This window comes from Arthrobacter sp. efr-133-R2A-120, from assembly GCF_030209835.1.
GTDB lineage: Bacteria > Actinomycetota > Actinomycetes > Actinomycetales > Micrococcaceae > Arthrobacter.
The window spans coordinates 71,584-87,518 of sequence record NZ_JARVRF010000022.1; the positions used below are offsets into that span (position 1 = coordinate 71,584).

Here is a 15,935-nt window from a genome sequence, read left to right on the forward strand (position 1 = left end):
CCTCGACTCTTCTACCGCCCCAGCTCTCCAAGCCCAGCCTCGGAAGACCCAGCCCAGGAAGACCCATGATCAGTTCAGAAACAATCAACAATTACCTCACCAGGCTCGCATCACGGCAACCCACCCCCGGCGGAGGCGCAGCCGCTGCGCTTCACGCCGCCCAAGGTGCCGCCCTCGTTGCAATGGTCGCCAGGTACACCACGGGCGCCAAATACGAGCAACACGCCGCACTGGTCTCAAGGATCATCGCGGCCGCCGACGAACTTGTGGACGAAGCCCTGCGACTTGCGGACGCCGACGAACTAGCGTTCCAGGCTGTCATTGATTCCTACAAGCTGCCCTCCGGGACCGAGGCCCTCAACCAAGCGCGGTCGGCAGCAATCCAGGATGCCCTCGTTCACGCTGCACGGACCCCGGCACAGCTGATCAAGGTCTCAGGAGCCGTCGTCGAACTGGCCACGGAACTGTTCGACGCGGCAAACGCCAACGTGATCAGCGACGTCGCCGCCGCCGCTGACGCTGCCCGCGCGGCCGCCACCACGGCGCGCGTCAACATCGACATCAACATTGTGGCCATCAAGGACGGCGTTACCCGTGCCCGGCTTGCCGAGCAGGCCGACGGGATCGAAGAGAAGGTCGTCCTTGCGGCAGACTCGCTCGCGAAGCGCGTGCGCGAAAGGATCCTCGGTTGAACGCCACCCTGCTTTCCGGCAAGCCATTGGCCGCGCTCATCCAGCAAAGGGCCCGGGATGAGGCACGGAACCTCGAAAATGACGGAGTGCGCCCGGTCCTCGCGGTGGTCGTGGCAACAGACGACGAGTCCACGCATTGGTACGTCCGCTCCATTGAGCGCGCGGCCGAACGCGCGGGAATCGGCTGCCGGATTCTCGACCTCGGCCACGACGCCACAGAGCAAGTCCTGGCCAGCGTCCTGAAACACCTCAGCGCGGAACCGTCCGTCAACGGAATCATCTTGCAGGCGCCCCTGCCCGCCGGGGTCAGGACCGATGCCCTGGTCAGCCACATCGCACCGGAGAAGGACATCGACGGCGCGAACCCGCTCAGCCTCGGCCTGCTGGCCGTGGGGCAACCCGCCTTCGCACCTGCTACGGCCCGGGCCGTCGTCGAGATCCTCGACCACTACGACATCCCGGTGGCGGGCCGGAACGTCGTCGTCATCGGCCGTTCCGCCGTCGTGGGCAAACCGTTATCACTGCTCCTGCTGGAACGCGACGCCGCGATCACCGTCTGTCATTCCAAGTCGGGTCCGCTCGAGAGATACACGCAGACTGCCGACGTTGTCGTCGTCGCGGCCGGGCGGACCGGCCTGCTCACCGGCGCCCAAGTTTCCTCCGAGTCGGTAGTGATCGACGTCGGCACGAACGTCCTGCCCGACGGATCCCTCGTGGGAGACGTGGACGAAGCCAGCGTGCTGGGCGTCGCCGCAGCACTGACGCCCGTTCCCGGCGGCGTCGGCACCGTCACCACATCGCTGCTGCTCCTGCACACAGCCGAGGCCGCAAGGGAACAGTTCCGCTCGTTGATCGCTGGACCTGTCGGCTGACACAAGGGCAAAACCATGCCCGGCCCCGGGGGCAACGGTGCCGGGCATCCGGGACACTCAGTTTTGCTAGAGGACCGCCCGGATCAGGTTCTCGAAGTCGGTAACGTGCTTGGCGGTCAGGTCTGCAGCAGCTTCTGCCTCGCCATCGGCAATGCGTTCAAGCAGCTCCACGTGCTGGGCGATGTGTTCGGAAACCGGGGGGAGCTTCTCCAGCACGAGACTCCAGATACGGGTCGCCAGGTTGTCGCAGCGAATCAGGACATCCTCCAGATGCCGGCTGCCAGTCGCCCGGTAGATGCTGCGGTGCACTCTCATGTCCAAGCGCATGAGGTCCCGCTGTGCCAGGTGGCCGGCCAAGAGCTGCCGAACCTCCCGGGCAAGCTCCCTTAGCTCCTGCCGCGTCCGGTCCGAAGCCATTCGAGCGGCACGTGCAGATGCCGCAGGCTCCAAAAGCTGACGAATCTCGGAGATTTCAGCAAGGTCCGTAATATCCACGCCCGCGGCAAAGGTTCCCCTGCGTGGATAGGCCACCACCAGGTGGTCGCTCTCCAGCCTCTTCATGGCTTCCCGGATAGGCGTTCTTCCAACACCAAGCCGACGCGAGATCAAATCATCATTCAAGGGCTCCCCAGGCTTGATATCAAGAACGATGAGCTCATCACACAGCACCCGGTACGCATACTCGGCATAGGACTCGTCATCCTGCCTCGCAGGCAGCTCCGACTCCCCCATGACCGATAACTTGCCGCTGCTCTCCACGTCTGATCCTTCCCGTTAGGTGACGGCGCCTTGACTCACCGGCCCCGTGAACATATTATCCCTACAACTGATATATCAATACGAGCGGGATAAGAATGTCACGAACTTCCTCCTCCTCACCGCCAGACCTCTCTATCCGGCCAAGATCTGAAGGTAAAGCCCATGGCCTCAAAAGCCCCCCGTGAAAATATCGACGAGTCAAAGCTGACTGTCACCAAACCCAAATCAAAGGCCGTGGGCCTCCCTGCCGTCACCAACGCGCTGAAAATCTCCCTCGAGCAGATGGGCCCCCTGCGCAGCGTCCAAACTTTGCTGGCGGTCAACCAGGTGGACGGGTTCGACTGCATGGGCTGCGCCTGGCCGGAACACGACAAACGCCATACAGCCGAGTTCTGCGAGAACGGTGCCAAGGCCGTCGCGGAAGAAGCCACACGCCGCCGCGTCACGCCGGAGTTCTTCGCATCGCATTCCATAGCTGAACTGAAGACGAGGGACGACTACTGGCTGGGCCAGCAGGGGCGGCTGACGCACCCCATGCTCCTGGACGAGGGCGCAACGCACTACAGGCCCGTGGATTGGGACGATGCCTTGGAGCTCATCGCACAGGAGATCAGGGACATGGACAACCCGGACCAGGCGGTGTTTTACACCTCCGGCCGGACGTCAAACGAGGCGGCCTTCGCCTACCAGCTCCTCGTGCGCGGCGTGGGGACCAACAATCTTCCGGACTGTTCCAACATGTGCCACGAGTCCTCCGGTTCGGCACTCGTCGAGACCATCGGCATCGGCAAGGGCTCAGTCAGCCTCAAAGACGTGGAAACGGCGTCGCTGATTTTCGTGGCGGGCCAAAATCCAGGCACGAACCACCCGCGCATGCTCAGCTCACTGGAGAAGGCCAAGAAAAACGGTGCGGTTATCGTGTCCGTGAATCCACTTCCTGAAGCCGGACTGCTCAGATTCGAAAACCCGCAGAACCCCGTTGGCATGCTGGTTGGCACCGAACTGACCGACGACTTCCTGCAGATCAGGGCCGGGGGCGATCAGGCGCTTTTCCAGGGACTGGGCAAATACCTGCTGGAGGCCGAAGGTGCTGGAAGGACCAGCCCGGGCCTGCAAACCGTACTCGACCATGACTTCATCAACAATCACACCGTCGGCCTCGATGCCTACCTGAAGCAACTGGAAGATGTTGCGTGGGAGGACATCCTCGAAGCGACCGGGCTGACGATGGACCAGATCAGGACTACAGGTGAGCGCCTGCTGGCTTCTAAGGCGACCATTGTCTGCTGGGCCATGGGCCTAACACAGCACAAGCATTCCGTGCCCACGCTCCGCGACGTCGTAAATGTCCTCCTTCTCCAGGGCAACATCGGCAAGCCCGGGGCCGGAGTCTGCCCCGTCCGCGGACATTCCAATGTCCAGGGTGACCGCACCATGGGCATCTTCGAGCAAATGCCGGAGAAATTCCACGACAGGCTGGACCACGAGTTCCAGTTCCTCTCCCCCCGGGCCCATGGCTACGACACCGTCGCGGCCATCCGTGCGATGCGGGACGGCAAGGTCCGGGTTTTCGTCGGGATGGGCGGCAATTTTGTGCGGGCGGCCCCGGATTCTGAAACCACGGAGCAATCCCTGGCCAACACCCGTCTTACGGTCCAGATCTCCACAAAATTGAATCATTCCCACCTGGCGACGGGGCGGCGCGCCCTGATCCTTCCCACGCTCGGACGCACCGAGAGGGACACGCAGAGGACGGGTGACCAAAGAGTAACCGTGGAGGATTCCATGAGTGCCGTCCATGCCTCCCGTGGACGGCTCAAGCCCGCGAGCGAGCACTTGATGTCAGAAGTGGCGATCGTCTGCAACCTGGCCCACCGGCTCTTCACGGACCGCGAAGGCCATCCCCTGCCCAACACCCCCAGGGCCGCCTGGCTCGCGCTCAGGGACGACTATTCCCTGATCAGGAAACACATCGAAGCGGTACTCGACGGCTTCGAGAATTTTGAGGAGAAGATCCAGAACCCGGGAGGCTTCGTCCTCCCCCACCGGCCCCGGGATGCGAGGGAATTCGACACCGCTTCCGGCAAGGCCCACTTTACGGCGAACGACTTGGAGTATCTCCGCGTCCCGGAGGGCCGCCTCATCCTCCAGACACTGCGCTCCCACGACCAATACAACACCACCATCTACGGCAAGGACGACCGCTACCGTGGCATTCACGGCGGTCGCCGGGTGGTCCTCGTGAACGAATCCGATGTGGCCGAACTGGGTTTCGAGAACGGCGACATGGTTCACCTGGTATCCGAATTCCGGGGCACCGAGCGACGGGCCGAGAATTTCCGCATCGTCTCCTATTCGACGCCAAAGGGCTGCGCCGCAGCCTACTACCCGGAGACCAACGTCCTCGTGCCGCTGGACTCGGTAGCCGACGTCAGCGGAACCCCGACGTCAAAGTCAGTCATTGTCCGCCTCGAGCCGGCAAGCGCAGGCAGCTATGAGTGACAGCCGGACCGCGGTTGCTGTGTCCTCCCCGGGGGTTGACCGTCCGCGGGTGGAACGGGCCGTCCGGGAATTCCTCCTGGCCGTTGGCGAAGACCCGGACAGGCCCGGCCTGGTTGAGACCCCCGCGCGCGTCGCCCGCGCAGCGGCGGAAATGTACGGCGGCCTCCACGAAGACCCCCTCGCCGTGCTGGACAAGACGTTTGACCTTGGCCATGAAGAACTCGTCATCGTCAAGGACATACCCTTTTACTCGACCTGCGAGCATCATCTGGTCCCGTTCCACGGCGTAGCCCACGTCGGATACATCCCCTCCCCGGATGGATTCGTCACGGGGCTGAGCAAACTCGCCCGACTGGTGGACACCTTCGCTCGAAGGCCCCAAGTTCAGGAGCGGCTCACGACGCAGGTGGTTGATGCCCTGGTCACTTCGCTTCGACCCCTCGGTGCGATCGTCGTCGTCGAGTGTGAACACCTGTGCATGTCCATGCGGGGCGTCAGAAAACCAGGGTCAAAGACCATCACCTCCGCGGTGCGGGGCGAGCTCCGGCTGCCAGCCGCCCGCGCAGAAGCACTCAGCCTGATACTCGGCCGCTGAAAAACCTCTGGACATGACCCGTTCGGCTCACGTAACATATTTCTGATATATCTTTAATAGAAGATCGACATATCAGCGTGGTTGCCTCTCTCATCCCCTGAACCGGTCTTGGGGAATCGCGTTTCCCGTAAGCGGTGCTTCGGTGGCCTGAATGCCTGGGGAGGTGAGCGCCGGAGCACCGCTTACGGGCAACGGGCAACGGTTTCAGCGAACGTCCAACCACTGAATCAAAACACCATGAAATGGCCCTTAGGAGTGTCCATGTCAGGAAACAGAGCAGTCGCATACAAGGAACCTGGCGTAGTCGAGATCATTGACACCGACTACCCGACGTTCGAGCTCAAGGACGGCCCCGGCGTCAACCCCGCCAATGTCGGCCGGAAGGTGCCCCACGGAGCGATCCTGCGCACCGTGACCACAAACATCTGCGGCTCCGACCAGCACATGGTGCGCGGCCGCACCACCGCACCGCGGGACCTGGTCCTCGGTCATGAGATCACCGGCGAAGTGGTGGAAGTTGGCCCGGATGTGGAATTCATCAAGGTGGGCGACATCGTATCGGTGCCTTTCAACATCTCCTGTGGCCGCTGCCGGAACTGCAAGGAACGCAAGACCGGCATCTGCCTGAACGTCAACCCGGACCGGCCAGGCAGCGCCTACGGCTACGTCGACATGGGCGGATGGGTCGGAGGGCAGGCCGATTATGTTCTGGTGCCTTATGCGGACTGGAACTTGCTGAAGTTCCCGGACCGGGACCAGGCCTTGGAGAAGATCATGGACTTGACCATGCTCTCGGACATTTTCCCCACCGGCTTCCACGGAGCAGTCACGGCCGGGGTCGGCGTCGGCTCTACCGTCTATATTGCTGGCGCGGGTCCGGTCGGCCTGGCGGCCGCCGCCGGCGCGCAACTGCTCGGCGCAGCAGTGGTCATTGTCGGTGACATCAACGAAAACCGCCTCGTCCAGGCCAGGTCATTCGGTTGCGAAACCGTCAATGTCTCCAAGGGCGACCCCAAGGACCAAATCGAGCAGATCCTCGGCGTGCCCGAAGTGGACTGCGGCGTGGACGCGGTCGGCTTCGAAGCCCGCGGACACGGCAAGGACGCCTCGCACGAAGCGCCGGCCACTGTGTTGAATTCCCTCATGGACATCACGGCCGCCGGAGGCGCCTTGGGCATCCCTGGCCTGTACGTCACCGGCGATCCAGGTGGAATCGACGACGCTGCCCAGCACGGTTCCCTCTCGCTCTCCCTAGGCACCGGATGGGCCAAATCCCTGTCCTTCACCACAGGCCAGTGCCCCGTGATGAAGTACAACCGGCAACTGATGATGGCGATCCTGCACGACAAAGTCCAGATCGCCAAAGCCGTCAATGCCAAGGCCATCGCGTTGGAGGACGCTCCCCGCGGGTATGCCGAGTTCGATGCGGGAGCCGCCACGAAGTACGTGCTGAACCCCAACGGTTACGTCAAGGCCTAGCCGCCACGATTTAGGGGCCGGACCTAATCTGGCCCGCTCCCCGAAGGAACGGCGTTAAGGCCCAAGAAGGTGCCTTATCGCCGTTCCCGGGGAACAGCATCCCATTCGGAAAGCCTTCAGATAGGGGCACGGCTTGCCTGCTCGCGATTTAGCCGATCGAGGCGGTCAACCGCGTCGGCCTTCGGGTCCACTGGCTGCTCGAAAGTCCGCGACGAGCTGGTCAGAGGCCCGCCGACTGGCATTCGATTGCGCCTCCTCCATCCCGGCGATGCCCGTGCCCCTGGCGGAAACCATCGGACGCACGCTTGCGCGAGCCGTCACAACGAGTCAAGACCTACCGCACTACGCATCCTCGGCCATGGACGGCTGGGCCGTCAGTGGCAGCGGACCCTGGACCTTGGTGAAACCGGGTCAACCTCTGGCACCGCACCATGCCAGCCCTATAGCCACCGGCGGACTGGTGCCTGTCGGTACCGACGCCGTATTACGCCGCGAAAGTGGCCGGACAAGCGATGACATAGCGGGTGTGCCCACGCTGACCCTCGGCCCCGAAGCAAGGCCCGGCGAACCGCGAAGCGGCCAGCATATCCGCCCAGCAGGCGAGGAAGCCGCTGCAGGCGAAGTGCTGATCCCCGCAGGCACCGTACTCAATCCCGCCCATATCGCCCTTGCCGCGATCGCCGGCCACGACGAGCTACACGTCTTTGGCAAGCCGCGAGTCACGATCCTGCTGACGGGCTCGGAAGTGGTCACCTCCGGGATGCCCGCGCCGGGACAGGTCAGGGACGCATTCGGCCCGCAGTTGGGCACGGTCCTTGCAATGCTGGGAGGCGACCCGGTGGGACGGCGAAGAATCGGGGACTCATATCAGGAGTGGCTCGCCGCCCTCAGCGATACGGGCACCCGCCCGGCGGAGCGGCCCGACGTCGTGATCACCACAGGCGGAACCGGCTGCTCCGGAACGGACCACTTCCGCAACGCCATAGCCGCGCTAGGCGGGAGGCTGCTGCTGGACGGCGTCGCCATGCGTCCCGGACATCCCGCGGTACTGGCCGAACTGCCGGACGGGCGCTTCGTCGTCGGACTGCCTGGAAACCCGCTGGCCGCCATGATGGCACTGATTACCATTGGTGCGCCCCTGATCGCGGCATTAGGACACCGTCCGCTTTCGAACCTCAGGCTGGTAGCGTCCGGTACCGCGATTGGCGCCGATCCGGGCCGCACCCGCCTTATGCCCTTCCGCTTTGACAACGGGCTGGCCTCCCCTGCCCATCACACTGGCCCGGGAATGATGAGGGGACTCGCCTGGGCCGATGGTGTCCTGGCTGTGCCTCCTCACGGCGCCCAGCCAGGGGAGGACCCGGTTCCCGCCCTGCCACTCCCATGGACCCCGTCCCTGACCGCCGGCTCGGCGGGAAGCCACCTGTTCAATGCCCCTACGGTTCCGGTCTAGGATTTAGAGAAACAAGAGGGAGGTTTCAGCCTCTTGTTTCGCCGCAGAAAGACGTAGGTATGGCTCATGGCCACGATTGACTTTGACTCCGAAAAAGGCGGAAACGGGCAGCCCGGTGGTGTGCAGTCCGTTGACCGTGCCCTCCAGATCCTTGAAATCCTTTCCCGTGACGGACACGCCGGCGTGAGCGAAATCGCCGAGGAAATCGGCATCCACAAATCCTCGGTCTCTCGACTGCTGGGCTCGTTGGTGAGCAGGGAGATGGTCCATCAGAACAGCGACCGGGGAAAGTACCAGTTGGGCTTCGGCATCCTGCGGCTCGCCAGTTCGATTCCCGGCCGGCTCAGCCTGGTCCGCGAGGCCCGGCCCGTGTTGGAGAGTCTTGCGGACGAGTTCAAGGAGACCGTGAACCTCGCTGTCCTGAGATCGAACTATGCCGTTAACGTGGATCAGGCCATGGGACCGTCGTCGTTGGCCACTTATGACTGGGTGGGCGGCTTGACGCCGCTCCACGCCACCTCAAGCGGGAAGGTTTTGTTGGCTGCACTGTCCGCCGACGAACGGGACCGCATCCTGACGGAAGCGGGGTTTTATGCCAGGACTCCCCGCACTATCACCAATCGGGAAGACCTCGAGAAGCAGCTGATCGATGTGGCCCACGATGGATATGCGGAGACACGCGAGGAACTGGAGATCGGCCTGAACGCGATTGCGGTTCCGATCTACAACCACTTGGGAACCGTCATCGGAGCCGTCAGCATCTCCGGACCCGCGTTCCGGTTTGACCCGCAGAAGATCCCCGGACTTATTGACGCCCTTCGTCAGGCCGGAATCCGGATCAGCGTGCAAATGGGCTACACGCACCGATGACCCCGGGCACTGGGGCACGGGGTCATCGGTAAATAGCTGGCGGGGATATCTACCTCCAGGAATCCGACGAGACCCCCAGCCTCCCTCCCGGTATCACCGTGGACTGTCACGCCTAGCAGCCACGCGTGACAGCCAAGCACTGCAGATGCATCATCAATAGAGGGGTAGTGATAGCGGAAAGAGCAGAACAGCATGAGCACGCACACCGCGACAGAAGAGACCCCCAGCTCCAACGCGACTGAGTCCGCGCTCAAGGTCGATGGACTATGGAAGATCTTCGGTCAGAAGTCCGATGGGATCATCGGCACCCCGGACGAGCACCTCTCGCGCAAGGAGCTCCAAATCAAGACCGGCTGCGTCGCAGCCGTCAAAAACGTCTCGTTCGAGGTGGCCCCTGGGGAGGTCTTCGTGGTCATGGGACTCTCCGGCTCCGGCAAATCGACGCTCGTACGCCTGCTCACCCGACTGATCGAGCCGACGGCAGGAAGCGTCACGATCGGCGGCGAGGACGTTATCCACGCGAGCAAGGCCCGCCTCCGGGCGATGCGCCGGACCCACATGGCGATGGTATTCCAGCAGTTCGGCCTGCTCCCGCACCGCAAGGTGATCGACAACGTCGCCTACGGCCTCGAAGTCCGCGGGGAGGGCAAGTCCCAGCGCCGCGCCCGGGCCCAGGACATGGTCGACCTCGTCGGCCTGACCGGGTACGAGAATTCGTTCCCCGACCAGCTCTCTGGCGGCATGCAGCAGCGCGTCGGCCTTGCCCGGGCACTCGCCGTGGACCCGCGGGTCCTGCTCTTCGACGAGCCGTTTTCCGCCCTTGACCCGCTCATCCGCCGCGACATGCAGAACGAGGTCCGCCGCCTGCACGAGGAGGTGGGGAAGACGATGGTCTTCATCACCCACGACCTCCAGGAGGCCCTCAAGCTCGGTGACCGCATCCTCATCATGCGCGACGGAGAGGTCGTCCAGATCGGAACCCCCGCCGACATCGTCGCCAACCCCGCTGACGACTACGTGCGCGACTTCGTCTCGGATGTCCCCCGCTCACACGTGCTCACGCTGCGCTATGTGGTGCGGCCCCCGCGCGAGGGCGAGGCCCTCGACGGGCCTGTGATGCAGGCCGACCGCATCGTGCGCGAAGCCGCCCGGCAGGTCCTCCACTCGGAGCTGCCTGTAAGGGTTTTCGACGGCGAGGAGTTCCTCGGCATCGTCGACGACGAGGATATCCTCCGCGTCGTCGTCGCCGAAGAGCCGTCCCCGGCTTCCCACCAAGGCGGCGCCGGGTGAGCGTCGCCACAGAGCGGGCCAACCGTCGACGACGGTCTGGGGGCGCGCGTCCCGACTCACCCGGAGGACGAACCCCTGCCACCCCGTCCGGAGGCCCTGCTGTCCTGGGATTCTGCCGACGTCATTGGCGCCCGGTCTCGCTCGTGGGGATTTGCGTCGTCTGGCTCGTGCTCTGGGCCACGCTCAAGGGCCTGGACACCCTCGAGTTGGGCGGCGCAGACAAGACGGATTTCCAACTCTGGCTGAACAGCGTCCGCGACGCCTTTGACAGCGCCCGCACCAACTCCTTCGTCTTCCAGCACATCGTCCAGCCGATCACGGACGGAGTCAACGGGCTTGTCACCTCTCTCCAAGGCATCTTCAGCCAGGCCTCGGACGGACGCCCGGTGCCGGAGATCGGCTGGCTCGGCGTCGTCGCGCTCCTCGCCTGGCTGGCCCTGGCGTTCGCCGGCGTGCGCTCGATGCTCCTCGTCGGCGTTTGCGTGCTGCTCTTCGGGTTCTTCGGCTACTGGGCACAAAGCATCGACACGCTCATCGTCACGTTCTTTGCAGTCGGCATCTGTACAGTCGCGGGCCTCCCGCTAGGCATTGTCATGGCCCGAAGCCGCCGAGTCTCGGCCGCGGTCTCACCTTTGCTTGACCTCATGCAGACCCTGCCGTCGTTCGCCTACCTGGCCCCGCTCGCATTGGTCTTCGGCATCGGCCCGGCCGCCGCGATTGTCACGACCATCATCTACTCGCTCCCGCCGCTCGTGCGCATCACCGAGCACGGCATCCGAGGGGTCTCACCGGCCACCCTCGAGGCTGTCACGTCCATGGGCAGCACGCCCTGGCAGGCCCTCGTGAAGGTGCAACTTCCCATGGCCCGGCGCACTATCGTGGTCGGCATCAACCAGTGCACGATGGCGGCGCTCTCGATGGCCACCATAGCCGCGCTCATCAACGGCCCGGGCCTGGGCACGCCGGTGCTCCAGGCGCTCCAGTCGCTCGACGTCGGCTCGGCGTTTGTCTCCGGCCTTGCCATCGTGCTCATGGCGATCATGCTCGACCGCACCACGACGAGAGCCTCCGAACGCTCAGGCATCGAAGCCCGCATACTGCGCGGGTCCGGAATGGCTCAGGCCGGCACATTCGGGGGCCAGCAGATGCGTCGGACCGTTATCATCGCAGGCGCCGTCGTCGCCGCTGTCGCCATATATCTCTCGCACATCTATCTTGCGCTCTCGAAGTTCCCGGCTTGGCCCGACCTCGGCACCCCCCTAGCGAAGGCCGTCTCTACCGCCACTGACTGGACGGTCGGCACGTTCTCAGGCTTCACGGAATGGCTCAAGAACACCGTCACCGCGCTTCTCGTCGACCCACTCCAGTCGGTGCTCGCACAGTCCCCGTGGTGGGCCATGGCGCTCGTGCTGCTCGGAATCGCGTTCGTGCTCGCCGGCCGGCGGGCCGCCACAGTCACGATCGTGTGCGAAGCCGTGATCCTCGGAAGCGGGTTGTGGAATGAGAGCATGAAGACGCTCGCGACCACGCTCGTAGCCTCGTTCGTTGTGGTCCTCGTCGCCGTCTGCCTGGGCGTCTGGATGGGTCGGAGCAAGCCCGCCGACTCGGTCATCCGACCCGTGCTCGACGCCTTCCAGACCATCCCGTCCTTCGTGTACCTAGTGCCGGCCCTCGCCCTCTTCGGTCCCACACGATTCACGGCGATCGTCGCCGCGTTCGCTTACGGCGTGCCCATCGCGACGAAGCTAGTTGCGGACGGGATCCGAGGTGTATCGCCAGTTGCCGTGGAGGCCGCGGAATCGCTCGGAACAACGTCGCGGCAGATGATCGCGAAGGTCCAGCTCCCCATGGCCCGCGCGGCAGTAGTCCTCGCCGCCAACCAGGGCTTGCTCTACGTCCTGTCCATGGTCGTCGTCGGCGGACTCGTCGGCGGCGGAGGACTCGGCTATCTCGTAGTCGCCGGTTTCTCCCAGAGCCAGCTCTTCGGAAAGGGTCTTGCCGCCGGCATCGCCATCACCGCGCTCGGAGTCATGCTCGACCGCATCACCCAACACGCCACTGCCCGCTTCGGCAGCACCCGATAGAGGAAAAGCCGTGAAGAAATCACTGACGGACCATGGCCTAAAGATTAGGAAGAGAGCGTCTGCCGCAATTGTCCTCACCGCGGTCCTCGCGCTCACGGCATGCTCCGGCGATATCCCTAGCGCAACCCCGCCAAGCGGAAAGAGTGCATGCGGCGCGTTCAACGTCGCCGTAAACCCTTGGGTCGGCTACGAGGCGGACGCCTACGTCGTAGGGACCGTGGCCAAGGAAAAGCTAGGCTGCACCGTAAATTACAAGACCCTCAAGGAAGAGGTGTCATGGCAGGGCTTCGGCAGCGGCGAGGTAGACACCGTCCTTGAGAACTGGGGCCACCCCGAGCTCGCGGACAAGTACATCAAGCAGCAAAAGACTGCGGTCGACGCCGGGCCGACCGGCAACACCGGCGTGATCGGCTGGTACGTGCCGCCATGGATGGCCAAGCAGTACCCGGACATCACGGACTCCAAGAACCTCAGCAAGTACGCTGACTTGTTCAAGACCTCCGAGTCCGGAGGCCAAGGCCAACTCCTCGACGGCGACCCCTCCTTTGTCACCAACGACGCAGCCCTCGTGAAGAACCTTGGCTTCAACTTCAAGGTCGTGTACGCGGGCAGCGAACCAGCGCTCATCCAGGCCTTCCGGCAAGCCGAGCAGAACAAGACCCCGCTGATCGGCTACTTCTACGAGCCCCAGTGGTTCATGGCGGAGGTCCCGCTCGTCAAAGTCAACCTCCCTGCCCACACGCCCGGCTGCGACGCCGACGCGGCCAAGGTCGCCTGCGACTACCCCAAGTACGACCTCAACAAGATCGTATCGACCAAGTTCGCCAACTCCAGTAGCCCCGCGTATTCTCTCGTCAAGAAATTCACGTGGACGAACCAGGACCAGAACACGGTTGCCGGGTACATCGCCAAGGACAACATGAGCCCGGATGCCGCCGCCCAGAAGTGGATCGACGCGAACTCGGACAAGGTCGCCGCCTGGCTCAAGTAGGTTCGTTGTTCCCAGGGACCATCGGCCGCCGCCGAAGGACTATACGCAACAAGAATCACGATAAGCAACACATTTGCGCAACATCCTTGACAATCACTGTGATCTAACGCACTCTGTTGCTTATGGCGAATTCTGTTGTTCCATGCGGAACGATTAGGAATTGGCGCCTACCGGTATTTGCGAGTCCCTTCCCAAATGAAGGAGAGGTGCTTCATGCCCAAGGCCTGCGAGGGAAGCACTACGCCTATCCACCGACGAACCGAACCTGTCACAAGGTGCCGGCCGACGGCCACATATGAGCCAATTGCAATATTGAGCAAAAGGAACCGTTATGACCCAGAAACCGAAGCTCCTCAGACACAGGCGGCTAGAGGTGTCCGACGTCAACGTCGTCAACCAGCCGATGCTCAAGAAGGCACTCGGCGGTACGATCGTCGGCAACACCATGGAATGGTACGACGTGGGCGTTTTCGGCTACCTGATAACCACCATGGGCCCCGTCTTCCTCCCGGAAGCTGACAGGTCCGTCCAAACCTTATTCCTGCTCGGCACCTTCGCCGCAACATTCATCGCCCGCCCGCTGGGCGGTGTCATCTTCGGTTGGCTCGGCGACAAGATTGGCCGCCAGAAGGTGCTGGCGGCGACGCTCCTGCTGATGGCGGCAAGTACCTTCGCCGTCGGACTCCTTCCCGGATACGCTCAGATCGGCGTATGGGCCGCCGCCCTGTTGGTGATCCTGAAACTCGGCCAGGGCTTTTCCACCGGCGGCGAGTACGCAGGCGCCACTACCTTCGTCTGCGAATACGCCCCCGACAAGCGGCGCGGCTTCTTCGCGAGCTTCCTGGACATGGGCTCGTATCTCGGCTTCGCGTTGGGAGCTGCGATCGTGTCCGTGCTGCAACTGTCTCTGGGCCAAGCGGCCATGGAGGAATGGGGCTGGAGGCTGCCCTTCCTGATCGCCGGGCCGCTCGGTGCGATCGCCGTCTACTTCCGGAACAAGATCGAGGAATCCCCCCAGTTCCAGGCAACCCTCGACGCCCAGCAAGCACTTTCTGCAGATGCTGCCGCAGCCGACAAAGCCGTGGCCAAGGGACCCCTGCCCATCATCAAGGCTTACTGGCGCCAAATTATCCTCGCCATGATCCTTGCCGCCGCTGCCAACACCGTAGGTTATGTCTTGACGTCCTACATGCCGACGTACCTGACCGAATCCAAAGGCTACGACCCCATCCACGGCACGCTGCTAACCATTCCCGTGATGGTGATAATGGCAGCCTGCATTCCGCTGACCGGGAAACTGTCCGACCGCATCGGCCGCCGCCCCGTCCTCTGGATCGGTGCCGGAAGCACCATCGTGTTCGCTATCCCGGCATTCCTGCTGATCGGCGTCGGCAATGTCTGGTCCACGCTCGCTGGCCTTGCCCTTGTCGCCTTCCCCGTGACGTTCTATGTCGCAAACCTCGCCTCGGCGCTTCCCGCGCAGTTCCCGACGTCGGGCCGCTATAGCAGCATGGGCATTGCCTACAACTTCTCCATGGCGCTTTTCGGCGGCACAACGCCATTCATCGTCCAAGGCCTGATCGAGGCTACGCACAATGACATGGCCCCGGCCTACTACCTCATGGGCACTTCCATCATCGGTGCGATCGGCATCTACTTCCTGCGCGAATCCGCCCGGCGGCCGCTGCCCGGCTCCATGCCGAGCGTTGATACTGAGGCCGAGGCCCGCGAGCTGGTCGCTACCCAGGACAACAACCCGCTGATCGACCTGGACGGAATGCCGTTCCTGGAGGATCTGGCATTCGAAAATACGGCCAGACCTTCACTGCGATGATTCTCGAGGACTGAACTAATGCCCCGGAACTCGGCCGACGGCGTGAGTTCTCCGACCGGCTGACCTGGCCGGACCGCACGCACGGTTCGGCCTGGTCAGCTCCGTGCCCCTGCCTGCAGCCCCCAAAAGAAAGAAACCAAATGAATGATTCTCAGTCGCAGGAAAACGTACTTCGCATCTCAGGTGCTGGCAGCGATCCGATAGTCCTCAACTTCGAAGCTTCCGAATCCGTCACGGTCCGGCTGCAAATCGACGCCAAGTGCAACTGCCAAGACGAAAGTGGCGCGGCCAGCCGGCCGGGTTCGTATGCCTATAGCGATCCGGCGGGCCGAACGAAGCCAAGCAACGTTATCGATGCTCCGTCATGGCCTGGAAACATGGGTGTTTAGCTGAACATGCCCCAGCCTCGGAGCGGAAGCGATCACGCGGGGTCGCCGATGCTGAGACGGCCATCCGGAGCTCCGGCGGGCCTGTTCGACCGTTATGGACGCCGGGCCACCGACATGCGCTTGTC

12 protein-coding genes are annotated in these 15,935 nt (G+C 63.4%); 11 read left to right on the forward strand and 1 reads right to left on the reverse strand.

Annotated elements, in window-relative coordinates:
• Positions 1-65 precede the first annotated feature (65 nt).
• Together QRN52_RS12595 and QRN52_RS12600 are read left to right on the forward strand one after the other, a co-directional pair.
• On the forward strand, positions 66-692 hold the full coding sequence (locus QRN52_RS12595; protein WP_284753063.1) for a cyclodeaminase/cyclohydrolase family protein: 627 nt from the start codon (positions 66-68) through the stop codon (positions 690-692).
• Positions 689-1,564 carry a bifunctional 5,10-methylenetetrahydrofolate dehydrogenase/5,10-methenyltetrahydrofolate cyclohydrolase gene (locus QRN52_RS12600; RefSeq protein ID WP_284753064.1) on the forward strand — a complete coding sequence of 292 codons (876 nt, stop codon included), beginning with the start codon at positions 689-691 and terminating at the stop codon, positions 1,562-1,564. Before QRN52_RS12595 ends, QRN52_RS12600 begins: the two co-directional genes overlap by 4 nt.
• A 66-nt stretch (positions 1,565-1,630) precedes the next feature.
• Here QRN52_RS12600 and QRN52_RS12605 read toward each other — a convergent pair whose 3' ends face one another.
• Positions 1,631-2,296, reverse strand: a complete 666-nt coding sequence (locus tag QRN52_RS12605; RefSeq protein WP_284753075.1) for a GntR family transcriptional regulator — start codon at positions 2,294-2,296, stop codon at positions 1,631-1,633.
• Positions 2,297-2,485: 189 nt separating this feature from the next.
• Here QRN52_RS12605 and QRN52_RS12610 point away from each other — a divergent pair, with 189 nt between their 5' ends.
• The 9 genes from QRN52_RS12610 to QRN52_RS12650 all read left to right on the forward strand — a co-directional run bounded on the left by QRN52_RS12610 (position 2,486) and on the right by QRN52_RS12650 (position 15,421).
• The gene (locus QRN52_RS12610) at positions 2,486-4,825 is read left to right on the forward strand and encodes an FdhF/YdeP family oxidoreductase (RefSeq protein WP_284753065.1); all 2,340 of its coding nucleotides are present in this window, start codon (positions 2,486-2,488) and stop codon (positions 4,823-4,825) included.
• The gene (folE, locus tag QRN52_RS12615; protein ID WP_284753066.1) at positions 4,818-5,420 is read left to right on the forward strand and encodes a GTP cyclohydrolase I FolE; all 603 of its coding nucleotides are present in this window, start codon (positions 4,818-4,820) and stop codon (positions 5,418-5,420) included. The genes QRN52_RS12610 and folE overlap by 8 nt, the downstream gene beginning before the upstream one ends.
• 261 nt (positions 5,421-5,681) lie before the next feature.
• A complete protein-coding gene (gene fdhA, locus QRN52_RS12620; protein ID WP_284753067.1) occupies positions 5,682-6,899 on the forward strand; it encodes a formaldehyde dehydrogenase, glutathione-independent in 1,218 nt (405 codons plus the stop codon).
• 190 nt (positions 6,900-7,089) lie between these two features.
• Positions 7,090-8,352 (forward strand): molybdopterin molybdotransferase MoeA, encoded by a 1,263-nt coding sequence (locus QRN52_RS12625; protein ID WP_284753076.1) that lies wholly within the window; start codon positions 7,090-7,092, stop codon positions 8,350-8,352.
• A gap of 66 nt (positions 8,353-8,418) precedes the next feature.
• Complete coding sequence (locus QRN52_RS12630) at positions 8,419-9,222, forward strand: IclR family transcriptional regulator (protein WP_284753068.1); 804 nt, start codon at positions 8,419-8,421, stop codon at positions 9,220-9,222.
• Between the two features lie 192 nt (positions 9,223-9,414).
• Entirely contained in the window at positions 9,415-10,512 is a 1,098-nt protein-coding gene (locus QRN52_RS12635) for a quaternary amine ABC transporter ATP-binding protein (RefSeq protein ID WP_284753069.1), read from the forward strand.
• The gene (locus tag QRN52_RS12640; RefSeq protein WP_284753070.1) at positions 10,509-12,596 is read left to right on the forward strand and encodes an ABC transporter permease; all 2,088 of its coding nucleotides are present in this window, start codon (positions 10,509-10,511) and stop codon (positions 12,594-12,596) included. The genes QRN52_RS12635 and QRN52_RS12640 overlap by 4 nt, the downstream gene beginning before the upstream one ends.
• 10 nt (positions 12,597-12,606) lie before the next feature.
• Positions 12,607-13,587 carry an ABC transporter substrate-binding protein gene (locus QRN52_RS12645; RefSeq protein WP_284753071.1) on the forward strand — a complete coding sequence of 327 codons (981 nt, stop codon included), beginning with the start codon at positions 12,607-12,609 and terminating at the stop codon, positions 13,585-13,587.
• A 331-nt stretch (positions 13,588-13,918) separates the two neighbouring features.
• Positions 13,919-15,421 carry an MFS transporter gene (locus QRN52_RS12650; protein ID WP_284753072.1) on the forward strand — a complete coding sequence of 501 codons (1,503 nt, stop codon included), beginning with the start codon at positions 13,919-13,921 and terminating at the stop codon, positions 15,419-15,421.
• Positions 15,422-15,935 lie beyond the last annotated feature (514 nt).

Bases quoted from the DNA above. Each gene is read 5' to 3' on its own strand.
- QRN52_RS12605 (WP_284753075.1), bottom strand. From the start codon at position 2,296: ATGGGGGAGTCGGAGCTGCCTGCGAGGCAGGATGACGAGTCCTATGCC.
- QRN52_RS12610 (WP_284753065.1), top strand. From the start codon at position 2,486: ATGGCCTCAAAAGCCCCCCGTGAAAATATCGACGAGTCAAAGCTGACT.
- QRN52_RS12630 (WP_284753068.1), top strand. From the start codon at position 8,419: ATGGCCACGATTGACTTTGACTCCGAAAAAGGCGGAAACGGGCAGCCC.
- QRN52_RS12635 (WP_284753069.1), top strand. From the start codon at position 9,415: ATGAGCACGCACACCGCGACAGAAGAGACCCCCAGCTCCAACGCGACT.
- QRN52_RS12595 (WP_284753063.1), top strand. From the start codon at position 66: ATGATCAGTTCAGAAACAATCAACAATTACCTCACCAGGCTCGCATCA.
- fdhA (WP_284753067.1), top strand. From the start codon at position 5,682: ATGTCAGGAAACAGAGCAGTCGCATACAAGGAACCTGGCGTAGTCGAG.
- QRN52_RS12650 (WP_284753072.1), top strand. From the start codon at position 13,919: ATGACCCAGAAACCGAAGCTCCTCAGACACAGGCGGCTAGAGGTGTCC.
- folE (WP_284753066.1), top strand. From the start codon at position 4,818: ATGAGTGACAGCCGGACCGCGGTTGCTGTGTCCTCCCCGGGGGTTGAC.